Raw genomic sequence first — 12,302 nt, 5'->3', positions numbered from 1 at the left:
ACGGTGGCGGACTACGCAACCCCTGAATGCCCGGAAAGGGATTTGCATGACCATGCCAACAGCGCCGACGCCGCTCGAGACGGCCCTCTTTGCCAAGCCCTGGGTCTTCATCCGCGGCGTGCCGTCGATGCAGTTCCTGCCGCCGGAAGGCCCGCCCGAGATCGCCTTCGCCGGCCGCTCGAACGTCGGCAAGTCGTCGCTGATCAATGCGCTGGTGGGGCAGAAGGGCCTCGCGCGCACGTCGAACACGCCGGGCCGCACGCAGGAGCTCAACTATTTCGTGCCGGACGGGTATTCGGGCGCGGCGGGCGACCTGCCGCCGATGGCGCTGGTGGACATGCCGGGCTACGGGTATGCACAGGCGCCGAAGGAACTGGTCGACGCCTGGACGACCCTCGTCTTCGACTATCTGCGCGGCCGGGTGACGCTGAAGCGCGTCTACCTGCTGATCGACGCGCGGCATGGCGTGAAGGCGATCGACGACAAGGTGATGGGGCTGCTCGACAAGGCCGCCGTGTCCTACCAGATCGTGCTGACCAAGGCCGACAAGATCAAGCCGCCGGCGGTGGTGAAGCTGATCGGCGAGACGCTGGAAAAGATCCGCAAGCGGCCGGCCGCCTATCCCGAGGTGATCGCCACCTCGTCGGAGAAGAGCGCGGGGCTCGAGGACCTGCGCGCCGCCATCATCCGCGCCGTCACGGACCGCTGACGCCGGGGCCCGCAGCGGGAAGGCGGAAGCGAACGCAGAGCCCGGCCTGCGGCGCTTGCGAAAATTCAAGCTCCGATCCGTAGGCTGACAGGATCTCCGACACGATGGCGAGGCCGAGGCCGGCGCCGCCGCGCTCGTCGAGCCGCGCTCCGCGCGCGATCAGTCGCTGCATGGTCGCCGGATCGGCGCCCTCCCCGTCATCCGAAACCTCGACCAGAAGCGCCGCGCCCTGGCGCGTCGCCGCGAGCCGGACCGTCGCGCTGGCGGCGCGGGCGGCGTTCTCCATCAGATTGCCGAGGAGGTCGTGGATGTCGTGGTCGTCGGCTGCGGTGCGCAGGTCTGCCGGCACGTCGATCTCGAAGCGGAGCGCTTCACCGGACGGGGTAAGCCGCAAGGTGCGGACGATCGCCTCCGCCACCGGGCGAACGGGCGTACCCGCCGAACTGTCCGGCCGGATGCGGGCGCGGGCCAGCTCGCGCTCGATGACCCGGCGCATGGCTGCCGCGGTGGCCGCGACGCTGTCGGCGAGGTCGGCCTGCCCACGGGCACGCAGCCTTTCGGCATCGCCGGCAAGCGCGGTCAGCGGCGTCTTCATGCCATGCGCCAGGTCGGCCGCGCGGTTGCGCGCCTTTTCCGTCTCGCGCGCGCGCTCGCCCAGGAGGCCGTTGATCTCGGCGACCAGCGGCGCGATCTCGACGGGCGCGCCGTCCGGCAGGAGCGGCGCCTCGCCGGAGCGGATGCGGCGCAATCCGCCGCGCACGCCGGCCAGCGGGGCGAGGCCTGCCTGGACCTGGAGCCAGGCGCCGGCGAGGATGACGAGGCCGAAGACCGCCAGCGCCGGCAGCAGGTCGAGCGCAAAGCCGCGCTTCAGGTCGTCGAGTTCCGCCGTAGCGATGGCGACGGCGATGCGCACCTGCCGGTCTCGACCGCCGTCGTCGACGATCACGGTGGTCTCGCGCAGGAGCAGCGGCTGGCCGTCCGGCGCGACCGAGCGCGCGGTGGTCGACCGGCCCGGTTCGACCGGGCGGAGCGCGACATCCAGCGCCGCGTCCCAGAGCGAGACGGACCGTGCAGCCGGCGGCTCTCCCGGCTGTGCCACCTGCCAGTAGCGCCCCGACAGCGGCGTGCGATAGGCCGGATCCGAAGGCTCGCGCGCGATACCGAGATCGCCATTCGCAGAAAATGCGATGTTGCCGGCGAGCACGGCGATCGTGTTGTCGAGTTCCTGCGCGGCCCGGCGCTCGACGTGGCGGCCGAACAGGGTGACGAGGCCGGCGCCGGCGATCGCCAGCGCCAGAAGCACGCCCATGACGGCGAGCAGCAGCAGCCTGAGCCGGATCGAGCGCGGCTTCACGTCAGGCGCCGCCGACCAGGTAGCCGAAGCCGCGCCGCGTCTCGATGAAGTCGCCGCCGAGCTTTCGCCTGACACGGCCGACCAGCACCTCCACGGCGTTGGATTCGCGTTCGTAGTGCTCCGCCTGGAGATGCTCGGCCAGTTCCTGCTGCGACACCACACGGCCGGCATTGTGCATCAGGTAGGAGACGAGGCGGTATTCCTGAGGCGACAGCGAAAGCGCGGTGCCGCTGCGGGTGACCCGCATCTGGCGCGGATCAAGGACCATGTCGCCGATGGCGATCTCGGCCGCCGCGTGGCCGCCGCGGCGGCGCAGCACGGCGCGCAGCCGGGCCAGCAGTTCCTCCATCGCGAAGGGCTTCGGCAGATAGTCGTCGGCACCGGCGTCGATGCCTTCGACCCGCTCGCGCCACGTGCCGCGCGCCGTCAGGATCAGAACAGGAAAGTCGCGACCCTCCGCCCGCCAGCGCTTGAGCAGGCTCATGCCGTCGAGGCCGGGCAGGCCGAGGTCGAGCACGATGGCGGCGTAGTTCTCGGTGGAGCCGCGAAACCATGCTTCCTCGCCATCGGACACCGCTTCGACGACATAGCCGGCCGCGGCGAGTGCGTGCTCGACGTCCAGTCGGATACGGCGATCGTCCTCGACCAGCAGGATGCGCATCAGTCGTCCTCGTCGACGTCGAGAATGCGGCCGGTGCGGGCGTCGATCTCCACTTCGAGGACACGGCCGTTCGACCGCAGAATCTTGATCTCGTAGAGGATGCGGCCGTCGTCCTCGTCGAGTTCCGCCTCCACGATCCTGCCCGGGTAGCGGTCCAGCGCGACCTGCGCCAGCCGGGCGAAGGGGAGAAACTCGCCGGAGCGCGCGCCGCGCGAGGCGCGTTCGGCATCGTCGCGGTCGTCGTCGGCGAAGGCCGGCCCCGGCAGAACCAGCAGCAGCAGGAGAACGGAGGCGATGGCGCGCGCGCAGGGCATGCCCCGTCTTGTAGCATGGCGGATGACAAAACGCTGACAGCCGCGCTCAGTCATCCGTCATGCCGGCTTTGGGAAAAGGGAGGGGCAGACGGCGGCACGGGGTCGCCGGAAATGGAAAGGGAACCATCATGTCTGGAACAAGAACGTCTCTCGCCGCCATCGCCTTCCTCGCCCTTGCCGGCACGGGTCCGGCTCTCGCTGGCGACGACCGGGACGACAATCGCTGCCGGTCCGGCAACACCGGCTGGATGAGCATCGCCGATGTCAACGAAAAGGCCCAAGCCGCGGGCTACACGGTGTTCGAGATCGAACGCGACGATGGCTGCTACGAGATCAAGGGCACGGCGCAGGACGGCGGCTGGGTGAAGCTGAAGATGCATCCGTCGACCGGCGATGTGGTGCAGGTCCGCAACCGCAACCGCGATGACGATGGAAGCGATGACGACGACGGCTACGACGACTGATCGCAGCCAAGCTCTCGTGAGCGATGCCGCCGGACGCGTTCCGGCAGCATCGGTCGATCAGGCCGCTGCGGCCGGCTTGAAGGCGAGCGCGACGCCGTTGAGGCAGTGGCGCTTGCCGGTGGGTGCCGGGCCGTCGTCGAAGATGTGTCCGAAATGACCGCCGCAGCGGCGGCAGTGCACCTCGGTGCGGACCATGAAGAAGGACCGGTCGCTCTTGGTGCCGATGGCGTCGGGAAGCGAGTCCCAGAAGCTCGGCCAGCCGGTGCCGGATTCGAACTTGGTCTCGGAAGAATAGGCGGGCAGGTCGCAGCCGGCGCAATGGAAGATGCCCTTGCGCTTTTCCTGGTTGAGCGGGCTGGTGAAGGCCCGCTCGGTGGCCTCCTCGCGCAGCACGGCATATTGCTGCGGCGACAGCGTGGCGCGCCACTCCGCTTCGGTGCGGGTCACTTCGAAATTGCCCTCGTCGCTCGCCCTGGCATCGAATCCGAAACCGAACATGCGCATCTGCGATACTCCTCCAACGGTGACTGCGGCGGCTGCCGCGGTGGTCGCGAGAAAGGTTCTGCGTTTCATGGCGTTTCTCCTCTGTCTCAGGATGTAGGAGTTTCGATGGTCACGGCAAAATCAACTCAGCTTGAGGCCGACGATGGCGCGACGGCCAACCCCGAAACGCAACATCCCGCGCCGGTGAGGGCGCGGGATGTGACGCCCGCCCGGCTCATGGAGCCGGAGGGACGCGGCTCGGGCGAGCGCCGATCAGGAGGCCGGCAGAAGGACCTTGTCGATGACGTGGATGACGCCGTTCGACTGGTCGACGTTGGCGATCGTCACCGTGGCGACGCCACCCGACGGATCGGTCAGCGTGACCTTGTCGCCATCCAGCTTGGCCTGCAGCGTGCAGCCGCCGAGCGTGTCGACGTTGGCCGTGCCGCCGCCGGCGTTGATCATCTCGACGACGGCCGCAGCCATCACTTCGGCGCCGACCACGTGGCAGGTCAGGATCTTCGTGAGCTGATCCTTGTTCTCAGGCTTCAGCAGCGTCTCGACGGTGCCGGCCGGCAGCGCGGCGAAGGCATCGTTGGTCGGCGCAAAGACGGTGAACGGGCCGGGACCCGACAGCGTCTCGACGAGGCCCGCCGCCTGAACGGCTGCGACCAGCGTGGTGTGGTCGGCCGAGTTCACGGCGTTCTCGACGATGTTCTTGTCGGCGTACATGGCGGCGCCGCCGACCATCGGATTGTCCTGTGCGAAGGCAGCCGCGGAGAACGCGACGGTGCCGGCGAGAAGGGTAGCGGTGAGAATACGCATGAGCTTCAGTCTCCCTGTTGAATATCGTCCCCGTTTTCGGCGGGGCATGGGAAGACACGAGGTCTCGGAGGGGTAAGTTTCAGGCGACGACAATCACGAAAACGTCAGGACGGCGTGAACGGAAACCGCGGCGCCGTCAAATGTCGCGCAGGTCGCCGGCGGCGACGACGGGACCGGTCGGCTGGCCGGTGGGCGAACCGCCCTGCGGCTCGAGGCTGATGGCGAAGACGGCGCCCTGCCCGATCTTCTCGCGCAGGGCCTGGTCGACCGCCAAGTGGACCGTGGAGCCGGCGGGAATGATGCCGAGCGATGCGGGGGATTGGCCATTCTCGATGACCCAGAGTTCGAAGTCGCGGCCGCCCTGGCGCTCGCCGGTGACATGCGAGAGACCGATGTCGGCGGTGCGGGCGTCGTAGACGACGAAGTAGTGCACGTCGCTTTCGCGCGGTGCCAGCGACGCGACGAGACGGCTGGCCTGCGGCTGCGGCGTCTCGACGAGATAGGGCCGCGCCGCGAGAACGGCGACGGCGAGCACGGCTGCGGCGGCGAGGCTGCGCCAGACGGCGAGGCTGTTCCAGAAACCGCCGCGAGAAGAGCTGGCGGCAGCCGCAGCAGCAGTTGCGGCAAACAGCCTTTCGTCGAGGGCGCGCTTCACGGAAGCCGGCGGCTCGACGGGTGCGAAGCCGTCCTGGATGGGCGAGAGGTTGACCTCCCAGCGTTCGATGAGGCGCGCGAAAACGGGATCGCGCTCGATGCGAGCCGCGACCTCACGGCGCTCCTCGACGGACAGGGCGCCCACGACATATTCGGCGGCGAGAATGTCGTCGCCGCCGCCGTCCTCTCCGAACTCCCCGCTCCGCGTCATGCTTCGAGGCAATCTCTCAGTTTCAACAGGCTGCGCCGCAGCCAGGTTCGCATCGTGTTGAGCGGCACGCCAAAGCGTTCCGCGAGTTCGGCATAGGATTCGCCGGTCAGGTAGGCACCGCGCACCGCGTCGGCGCGGTCTTTTTCAAGCGTCTCCATGCACTGGAAGATACGCACGCGCTCGCTTCCCGCAAGAGCCAGCGCCTCAGGCCCCGGACGGGGGTCGACGACGTCGGCCGCCTCGTCGAGATCGGCCGCCGCCACCTTGCGGGAGCGGATGCGGTCGATGGCATGATTGCGCGCGATGGCGACCAGCCAGGAAATCGGGCTGAGATCCGAGACGGCGAACCGGTCGGCCTTGGTCCATATCTTGACGTACACTTCCTGCAGCGCCTCTTCCGCCTCGGCCCGATCGCGAAGGATACGCAGGCAGACGCCGAAAAGTTTCGCGCTGGTCTGGCGATAGAGCAGGTCGAATGCGCCGCGGTCCTTCATGGACGTGCGGACGATGAGCTTGGTGATATCGTGCGGCGTCATGTCCCTCATCCTCGCCCTTCGGGACGTCAGTGCGTTCAGTTCGGCAGCGTTCGGCACCAGTGTCATAACGCAGGTTACGCAGGAAAGACCCACATGGATTTCACGATTGATCCCGGACGGGGTCGGTTCGGCCGCAGTTCGCTGCCGCTCGGGGCCGGCCTCGGCTGGTTCGCGCGGCCGCCGGTCCGGGTCACGGCCGCCGCCATGGCCGGCTTCCCGGTCGCCTTCCTGCTGTCGCATCTGTTCGGCTGACAGGTCGCCGCATTGCCACCGTGCGCAGGCACGGGTAGCCTTCGCCACGGGCAGTGGTGGGGCGGTATGGACGAATTCGAGACGGTGCTGTGGGAGAACGACGCGACGGGGCTTGCGGCGCTGGTGCGCTCGGGCGAGATCGCGCCGACCGAACTCGTCGACGCCGCAATCGGCCGCGCCCAGGCGACGAGCCACGACATCAACGCCATCGCCGAGACGCTGTTCGACCGCGCACGGCAGGCGGCCAGGACCGTCGACCGGTCGCTGCCCTTCGCGGGCGTGCCTTTCGCGATCAAGGACCTCGCGATGGGAATCGCCGGCGTGCCCATGCATTCGGGCAGCCGGGCGCCGGTATTCGTCCCGGATGCCAATTCGACGCTGGTCGACCGCCAGATCGCCGCCGGCCTGATCCCGATCGCGACGTCCACGACGCCGGAATACGGGCTGCGGCTGGTGACCGAATCGGCGCGCTTCGGCATCACCCGCAATCCCTGGAACACCGACCACGTCACCGGCGGATCGTCGGGCGGCGCAGCCGCGCTGGTGGCGGCCGGCGTGGTTCCGATGGCGCATGCGTCGGACGGCGGCGGCTCGATCCGGGTGCCGGCGGCCTGCTGCGGACTGGTCGGCCTCAAGACTTCGCGCGGGCGAACCCCGGTCGGCCCGCTGTTTTCGGAAACCTGGTTCGGCTTCGTCGTCGAACACGCCGTCACGCGCTCGGTGCGGGACAGCGCGCTGCTGCTCGACCTGACCCACGGGCCCGACGGCACCGCGCCCTATGCGGCGCGAGGCCCGAAGGGCTCCTTCGCCGCGGCAGCCGCACGGGACCCGGGCCGGCTGACGATCGGAGTCTACCGGGCCTCGCCGCTGGGGCTCGGAATCTCGGCCGAGACGATGCAGGCGCTCGACACGGCGGTGGCGCTGGCGCGGGAGGGCGGGCACGCAGTGACCGAGATCGACCTGCCGATGATCGACCGCGCCTTCATGAGCGATTTTGCGCGGACGGTGGCGTCCTCCATCGCCGGCCTGATGCGGCTGGAAGCTGTCCGCAACGGCCGCCCGATCCTCCGCGACGTCGAGCGTGCGACCCGCGTGCTCGCACGCTTCGGCGAGGTGATGTCGGCGGGCGAACTCTATGCGGGTCTCGAGCGCCTGCACGCGGCCTCGCGAGCCCTGATCGGCCATACGGCGCCCTATGACGCCGTGCTGATGCCGGTGATCGCGCATCCGCCGGTTCCCGTCGGCGGCATGGACGCGAAAGGCGTCGACGAGACCGTGGAGAACGTCCTCGACAGGCTGCGCCTGACACGCCTGCTGTCGCTCGACCCGATCTTCAGCCAACTGATGGACAAGAGCCTGTGGTTCACACACTGGCCGGCGATCCAGAACGTGACCGGCCAGCCGGCGATCGCCATGCCGGTGCACCTGACAGCGGCGGGATTGCCGATCGGCATCCAGGCGGCGGGCCGGCCCGGCGACGAGGAGACGCTTTTATCTTTCGCCGCGCAGATGGAAAAGCTGTCGGGCTGGACCACACGCCGCGCGCCATTGCGCCGGCCGGTCTGACGCGTCAGTCCGCGTCGTCTCGCGACGCGTCGAGGTAGGAACGGATTTCGGAAAGCTTCGGCACGAGTTCGCCGATCTCGGCAGGCGGGAAGCGTTTGGCGAGCGCCTCCATGGTGGGGACCAGAAGGTCGATCGCCTCGTCGCGGAAGCGGCGCCCTTCCTCCGTCAGCCAGACGCGCTTGGAGCGCTTGTCCTTCGGGTTGGGCCGCGTCTCGACCAGGCCGCGGGCTTCGAGGCCGGCCAGCGTGTTGGTCATCGAGGTCTTCGGCACCTGGAAGGCCCGGGCCAGTTCCAGCGGGGTGCGGCCATCCGCGACCCGGATCAGATGATTCAGGACGGCGAAGTGCGGCAGCGTCACGCCGTCCGGAAGCCGCGCCTCGAAGGCGGCGCGGCTGAGCTGCGCGATGATGCCGATCTCGTTGAAGAAGGCGAAGTAGAGGGAACCCCTATCCATTCATGATCCGCGTTTCGACCGGCCAGCGCGGCGACGGCCCCGTGATGGGACCATACCCCAGGCGGCCCAGCATCTGCACGGTCTGGCCGGGAGCGGCAAGCAGTTCGTGAACACGAGCACGCGTCCCAGCCATTTCCGCAAATTCCTGGAGCGCCTGGCTGACGGGATGGAGCGCGAGGCCCATGCCTGTCGTGGCGAGATTGAGCCTCATCCAGCGGCGGCCCGACTCGATCTGGTCGATCCGGTCGTTGCCATCCGACGTCAGCACGACGTAGGCCGGCGTTGCGGCGAGCATGGCGCGGTACATCCTGACGCCTTCGCCGAAGGCCGTCGAGGTGGGATCGAGCTGGCTCTCGCGGGTGAGCAGGCCAGCCATCATGAGGCCCTCCAGAAAGGCGCCTCCAAGGTCTATGCCGTCGGGATTGGCCTCGATCTCGCGCTTGCCGAAGCGCATCAGGTCGACGCTTTCCCTGAAGGTGCGCGGCGTCAGCGCTTCGATCTCCCACGCTTCCCAGGTGAGATCCTTCAGCCGGGCGACGGTGTCGGGCGCGTCGATCACCGTGGCGTGCGCCGAGAGTTCCTTCACGAGGCCTGCGGGCACCGCGCGTTCCTCGAAGGGTTCCTTGCAGGAGCGGCGGTCGAGCACGTGGGCAAAGAGCGGGTCGGGCGTGCCGCCGTCGCGGAAGGTGGCGACCGCGACGGGGCCGTCCTCGCCCTCGGGGAAGAACTCGAAGCCCACCGCGTGGCCGTCCTGCGCGGCGGCAAGCGCGAGGAGTTCGACGAAGCATCCCATGCCGATGGTCATCTGCCGATCGAAAGGGTCGGTCTCGGGCAGGTTCCGCTCTCGGTCGCGGTGGATGACGATGCGGTCCGGCTGGCGCAGGTCGGCCAGCCAGGGCTGCCGGTTGTGCGGGTTGGGCGCCAGGATGGCGAAGGACAACGCGCGGCGGCGCGGATCGGCATCGCGTCCGGCCAGCGACCAGGGCGCGAGCGCGCGGGCGGGCGTGCGGCTGGCGGCAAAGCCGACGGTGGCGCCGACGGCGGCGAGGACGACGCCCCCGCCGATGAGGGCGATGGCGCGGCGGCGAGACATGGACATGCGGGTTCCTTCATTTTGGTACGACTTCGCACCAAATAGTACGACTTCGGACTTTTTGCAAGAGGGATCGCTACCCGCCCCTGCCCGCGATTGCCCCTGCGGCGCTTTCCCGCTAAGACCCCCGCCGAACCCAACCCAGGCGCGGGACGAGACTTCGATGACCAGCGAGATCGCCGCCACGGCGGCAGAACAGGCACGGCTGCTCTCGGCCGCGCTGCCCTACATGCAGCGCTACGAGAACAAGACGGTGGTGGTGAAATATGGCGGCCACGCCATGGGCGACGCCGAACTCGGCCGCGCCTTCGCCCGCGACATCGCGCTGCTCAAGCAGTCGGGCGTGAACCCGATCGTGGTGCACGGCGGCGGGCCGCAGATCGGCGCGATGCTGACCAAGATGGGCATCGAATCGCGGTTCGAGGGGGGCTTGCGCGTCACCGACCAGAAGACGGTCGAGATCGTCGAGATGGTGCTGGCAGGCTCCATCAACAAGGAGATCGTGGCGTTGATCAACGCCGAGGGCGAATGGGCGATCGGGCTCTGCGGCAAGGACGGCAACATGGTCTTCGCCGAAAAGGCCAAGAAGACCGTCACCGATCCCGACTCCAACATCGAGCGCGTGCTCGACCTCGGCTTCGTCGGCGAACCCGTCGAGGTCGACCGCACGCTGCTCGACCTGCTCGCCCGCTCCGAAATGATTCCGGTGATCGCGCCGGTGGCACCCGGCCGCGACGGCCACACCTACAACATCAACGCCGACACCTTCGCCGGCGCCATCGCCGGGGCGCTCGGCGCGTCGCGGCTGCTGTTCCTGACAGACGTGCCGGGCGTACTCGACAAGGACAAGAACCTGATCGACGAGCTGACCGTCGCGCAGGCAAAGGCGCTGATCAAGGACGGCACGATCTCGGGCGGCATGATTCCCAAAGTCGAGACCTGCATCGAGGCGATCGAGCGCGGCGTGCAGGGCGTGGTCATCCTCAACGGCAAGACCCCGCATTCGGTGCTGCTCGAGCTGTTCACCGAGCACGGGGCCGGCACGCTGATCGTGCCGTAGAGGTGTCGGCTCAGGCCTTGACGGGGCCGGCCGTCGCGACACGGCCCAGATGATCGCCGAGCCGCAGCGCGAGCGCGGTGATGGTGGTGGTGGGCGTGCACTGGCCGCTGGTGGCGAAGATAGACGAGCCGGCGACGTAGAGATTTGCCATGCCGTGAACCTTGCAGTTGCCGTCGACGACGCTGGTCGACAGGTCGTCGCCCATGCGGGTGCCGCCCATGTGATGGTTGCCGGCGATCTCCATGTCTTCCGGCCAGTCGCCGCCGTCGCGCACCCAGTCGCTGATCCGCACCCGGCCCAGATCCCTGCGGGCGAAGGCCGCGCCGAACATGCGGATGCCTTCGAGCATGGTGCGGCGGTCGAGGTCGTCCTTCTTCCAGTGCAGTTCGATGCGGGGGATGCCCGCGGCATCGCGCTCGGTCGCCGAGAGCGCGACGCGGTTGTGCTCGCGCGGCGGCTGTTCCCAGGCCATGTGCAGGCGTGCGGAACATTGCAGGCGCAGCCCAAGCGCGTCGGCCACCCATTCGGTGGTCTCGGGCACCAGGCAGGCGGTGTCGGCGATGAACTTCTTGACGCCGCGATAGGGCATGGACTCGATCTGGACATGGAAGTTCAGGACCTCGCGCGCAGCCATCGCCTCGACCGTGGGCGTGAAGAACGCGTCGCCTTCGTGGTCGAAGGCCATCGCATCCGCGTCTTCGATGAAGCCCGTGCCGACCTCGAACATCGGATGCTCCATCCAGTAGCGGCCGAGCGCTGCGGCATGGGGCACGACACCGCCGTTCGATCGTTCGTTGGACCAGAGCAGCAGGCGCGAATTCTCCAGCCCGCCGGTGGCCACGACGAAGAACGGAGCTCCGAGTTCACCCGCCGGAGCGCCGCGCGAGCGCAGCTTCGCCGCGGATATGGCCGCACCGTCGCCGACCAGTTCGTCGACCTGCGTGTTGAGCACGAGCGCGATGAGCGGGCTTTGGGCGAGCGGGGCGGCGAATTTCTCGCGGAAGCGGACAGGCTGCGACTTCTGCATCTCGAACCAGCGGAAATCATCGGAGACGGCGCGGTCGGGCAGAAACGGCGCGAGGCCCAGCACGTCGCGCGTCTCGTCCAGGAAGGGATCGATGTCGCCGCGCCCGATCGGCCAGCCGGTGTGCGCGACATAGGGTTTGGGCTCGAAGTCGTGGCCGTCGAGGACGCGGCACCAGCCGGCCCAGTGATTGGACGACCCGCCGAAGTAGCGCAGGCGCGTCATGTCGAGGTCGAAATAGTGGTCGCCGACCACCTCGCCCCTGTAGGTGTCCTGCGACTCCTCGGTCCACTCGTCGGCGCCGGCTTCGAGGATCACGCAGGGCACACGGGCCGCAGCGAGCTTGAGGGCGACCGATATGCCCGCCGGCCCCGAGCCGACGATGCAGACGCGGGGAGAAAAGCCGGATGCCCGGAATTCGGCAGCGTCGTTGAAGATCATGCCTGGTCTCCTTCGACGTCGCTGCGCTTCAGGATCCAGCCATCCACCTCGACGATGTCGGCGGAGGCGGTCGGGCGGATGACGCGATGGAGAAGGGCCAGCGCCGGAATGGCGAGCAGTGCAGCCAGGAAGGTGCGCCGTTTCAGTCTGCTGTCGGGAAGCTGTCTCATGGTTGAACTCCAGCGGGGTCTGCGGCGCGTT

Annotated in this window: 16 protein-coding genes; 5 read left to right on the top strand and 11 right to left on the bottom strand. The window is 68.5% G+C overall.

Going from position 1 to position 12,302, the window contains the following annotated elements; genetic code table 11:
- Window positions 1-52 precede the first annotated feature (52 nt).
- Window positions 53-709, top strand: coding sequence for a ribosome biogenesis GTP-binding protein YihA/YsxC (gene yihA / locus N1F91_RS01105; protein WP_289989755.1), 657 nt, complete (start codon window positions 53-55; stop codon window positions 707-709).
- Here yihA and N1F91_RS01100 read toward each other — a convergent pair.
- From N1F91_RS01100 to N1F91_RS01090, 3 genes are read right to left on the bottom strand one after another with little or no spacing between them, the layout of a single operon-like run.
- On the bottom strand, window positions 696-2,063 hold the full coding sequence (locus N1F91_RS01100) for a HAMP domain-containing sensor histidine kinase (RefSeq protein WP_289988485.1): 1,368 nt from the start codon (window positions 2,061-2,063) through the stop codon (window positions 696-698). The two genes, yihA and N1F91_RS01100, sit on opposite strands and share 14 nt — an antisense overlap.
- A 1-nt stretch (window position 2,064) precedes the next feature.
- Complete coding sequence (locus N1F91_RS01095) at window positions 2,065-2,724, bottom strand: response regulator transcription factor (protein ID WP_289988483.1); 660 nt, start codon at window positions 2,722-2,724, stop codon at window positions 2,065-2,067.
- On the bottom strand, window positions 2,724-3,038 hold the full coding sequence (locus N1F91_RS01090) for a PepSY domain-containing protein (RefSeq protein ID WP_289988482.1): 315 nt from the start codon (window positions 3,036-3,038) through the stop codon (window positions 2,724-2,726). Before N1F91_RS01090 ends, N1F91_RS01095 begins: the two co-directional genes overlap by 1 nt.
- A gap of 128 nt (window positions 3,039-3,166) precedes the next feature.
- On the opposite strand from N1F91_RS01090, the gene N1F91_RS01085 reads away from it, so the two are divergent.
- Complete coding sequence (locus tag N1F91_RS01085) at window positions 3,167-3,502, top strand: PepSY domain-containing protein (protein WP_289988480.1); 336 nt, start codon at window positions 3,167-3,169, stop codon at window positions 3,500-3,502.
- A 57-nt stretch (window positions 3,503-3,559) separates the two neighbouring features.
- On the opposite strand, the gene msrB is transcribed toward N1F91_RS01085, so the two are convergent.
- The 4 genes from msrB to N1F91_RS01065 form a co-directional block, all read right to left on the bottom strand.
- A complete protein-coding gene (gene msrB, locus N1F91_RS01080) occupies window positions 3,560-4,075 on the bottom strand; it encodes a peptide-methionine (R)-S-oxide reductase MsrB (protein ID WP_289988479.1) in 516 nt (171 codons plus the stop codon).
- 183 nt (window positions 4,076-4,258) lie between these two features.
- On the bottom strand, window positions 4,259-4,810 hold the full coding sequence (locus tag N1F91_RS01075; protein ID WP_289988477.1) for a fasciclin domain-containing protein: 552 nt from the start codon (window positions 4,808-4,810) through the stop codon (window positions 4,259-4,261).
- Window positions 4,811-4,946: 136 nt separating this feature from the next.
- Window positions 4,947-5,675, bottom strand: a complete 729-nt coding sequence (locus N1F91_RS01070; RefSeq protein ID WP_289988475.1) for an anti-sigma factor — start codon at window positions 5,673-5,675, stop codon at window positions 4,947-4,949.
- Window positions 5,672-6,211: a sigma-70 family RNA polymerase sigma factor gene (locus N1F91_RS01065; protein WP_289988473.1), complete on the bottom strand. Its 540-nt coding sequence runs from the start codon at window positions 6,209-6,211 to the stop codon at window positions 5,672-5,674. Before N1F91_RS01065 ends, N1F91_RS01070 begins: the two co-directional genes overlap by 4 nt.
- 93 nt (window positions 6,212-6,304) lie before the next feature.
- Between N1F91_RS01065 and N1F91_RS01060 the strand changes: the two genes are divergently transcribed.
- Together N1F91_RS01060 and N1F91_RS01055 are read left to right on the top strand one after the other, a co-directional pair.
- A complete protein-coding gene (locus N1F91_RS01060; RefSeq protein WP_289988471.1) occupies window positions 6,305-6,463 on the top strand; it encodes a hypothetical protein in 159 nt (52 codons plus the stop codon).
- 66 nt (window positions 6,464-6,529) lie between these two features.
- Entirely contained in the window at window positions 6,530-8,029 is a 1,500-nt protein-coding gene (locus N1F91_RS01055) for an amidase (RefSeq protein ID WP_289988469.1), read from the top strand.
- 4 nt (window positions 8,030-8,033) lie between these two features.
- On the opposite strand, the gene N1F91_RS01050 is transcribed toward N1F91_RS01055, so the two are convergent.
- On the bottom strand, window positions 8,034-8,483 hold the full coding sequence (locus N1F91_RS01050; RefSeq protein ID WP_289988467.1) for a MarR family transcriptional regulator: 450 nt from the start codon (window positions 8,481-8,483) through the stop codon (window positions 8,034-8,036).
- A complete protein-coding gene (locus N1F91_RS01045; protein WP_289988465.1) occupies window positions 8,476-9,582 on the bottom strand; it encodes a twin-arginine translocation pathway signal protein in 1,107 nt (368 codons plus the stop codon). The genes N1F91_RS01050 and N1F91_RS01045 overlap by 8 nt, the downstream gene beginning before the upstream one ends.
- Before the next feature lie 157 nt (window positions 9,583-9,739).
- On the opposite strand from N1F91_RS01045, the gene argB reads away from it, so the two are divergent.
- A complete protein-coding gene (gene argB, locus N1F91_RS01040) occupies window positions 9,740-10,636 on the top strand; it encodes an acetylglutamate kinase (RefSeq protein WP_289988463.1) in 897 nt (298 codons plus the stop codon).
- A 10-nt stretch (window positions 10,637-10,646) separates the two neighbouring features.
- Here argB and N1F91_RS01035 read toward each other — a convergent pair whose 3' ends face one another.
- Both N1F91_RS01035 and N1F91_RS01030 read right to left on the bottom strand, forming a co-directional pair.
- Entirely contained in the window at window positions 10,647-12,101 is a 1,455-nt protein-coding gene (locus tag N1F91_RS01035; RefSeq protein ID WP_289988461.1) for a GMC family oxidoreductase, read from the bottom strand.
- Window positions 12,098-12,271, bottom strand: coding sequence for a hypothetical protein (locus N1F91_RS01030; protein WP_289988459.1), 174 nt, complete (start codon window positions 12,269-12,271; stop codon window positions 12,098-12,100). The genes N1F91_RS01035 and N1F91_RS01030 overlap by 4 nt, the downstream gene beginning before the upstream one ends.
- Between the last annotated feature and the right edge of the window lie 31 nt (window positions 12,272-12,302).

The organism is Aquibium sp. ELW1220 (assembly GCF_030398385.1).
GTDB lineage: Bacteria > Pseudomonadota > Alphaproteobacteria > Rhizobiales > Rhizobiaceae > Aquibium.
This window is presented reverse-complemented; position numbering and strand designations above follow the sequence as displayed.

Excerpts from the sequence above, each read along its gene's own strand:
- yihA (WP_289989755.1), top strand. The coding sequence starts at position 53 with ATGCCAACAGCGCCGACGCCGCTCGAGACGGCCCTCTTTGCCAAGCCC.
- N1F91_RS01095 (WP_289988483.1), bottom strand. The coding sequence starts at position 2,724 with ATGCGCATCCTGCTGGTCGAGGACGATCGCCGTATCCGACTGGACGTC.
- N1F91_RS01090 (WP_289988482.1), bottom strand. The coding sequence starts at position 3,038 with ATGCCCTGCGCGCGCGCCATCGCCTCCGTTCTCCTGCTGCTGCTGGTT.
- N1F91_RS01085 (WP_289988480.1), top strand. The coding sequence starts at position 3,167 with ATGTCTGGAACAAGAACGTCTCTCGCCGCCATCGCCTTCCTCGCCCTT.
- msrB (WP_289988479.1), bottom strand. The coding sequence starts at position 4,075 with ATGAAACGCAGAACCTTTCTCGCGACCACCGCGGCAGCCGCCGCAGTC.
- N1F91_RS01075 (WP_289988477.1), bottom strand. The coding sequence starts at position 4,810 with ATGCGTATTCTCACCGCTACCCTTCTCGCCGGCACCGTCGCGTTCTCC.
- N1F91_RS01070 (WP_289988475.1), bottom strand. The coding sequence starts at position 5,675 with ATGACGCGGAGCGGGGAGTTCGGAGAGGACGGCGGCGGCGACGACATT.
- N1F91_RS01065 (WP_289988473.1), bottom strand. The coding sequence starts at position 6,211 with ATGACGCCGCACGATATCACCAAGCTCATCGTCCGCACGTCCATGAAG.
- N1F91_RS01060 (WP_289988471.1), top strand. The coding sequence starts at position 6,305 with ATGGATTTCACGATTGATCCCGGACGGGGTCGGTTCGGCCGCAGTTCG.
- N1F91_RS01055 (WP_289988469.1), top strand. The coding sequence starts at position 6,530 with ATGGACGAATTCGAGACGGTGCTGTGGGAGAACGACGCGACGGGGCTT.
- N1F91_RS01050 (WP_289988467.1), bottom strand. The coding sequence starts at position 8,483 with ATGGATAGGGGTTCCCTCTACTTCGCCTTCTTCAACGAGATCGGCATC.
- N1F91_RS01045 (WP_289988465.1), bottom strand. The coding sequence starts at position 9,582 with ATGTCCATGTCTCGCCGCCGCGCCATCGCCCTCATCGGCGGGGGCGTC.
- argB (WP_289988463.1), top strand. The coding sequence starts at position 9,740 with ATGACCAGCGAGATCGCCGCCACGGCGGCAGAACAGGCACGGCTGCTC.
- N1F91_RS01035 (WP_289988461.1), bottom strand. The coding sequence starts at position 12,101 with ATGATCTTCAACGACGCTGCCGAATTCCGGGCATCCGGCTTTTCTCCC.
- N1F91_RS01030 (WP_289988459.1), bottom strand. The coding sequence starts at position 12,271 with ATGAGACAGCTTCCCGACAGCAGACTGAAACGGCGCACCTTCCTGGCT.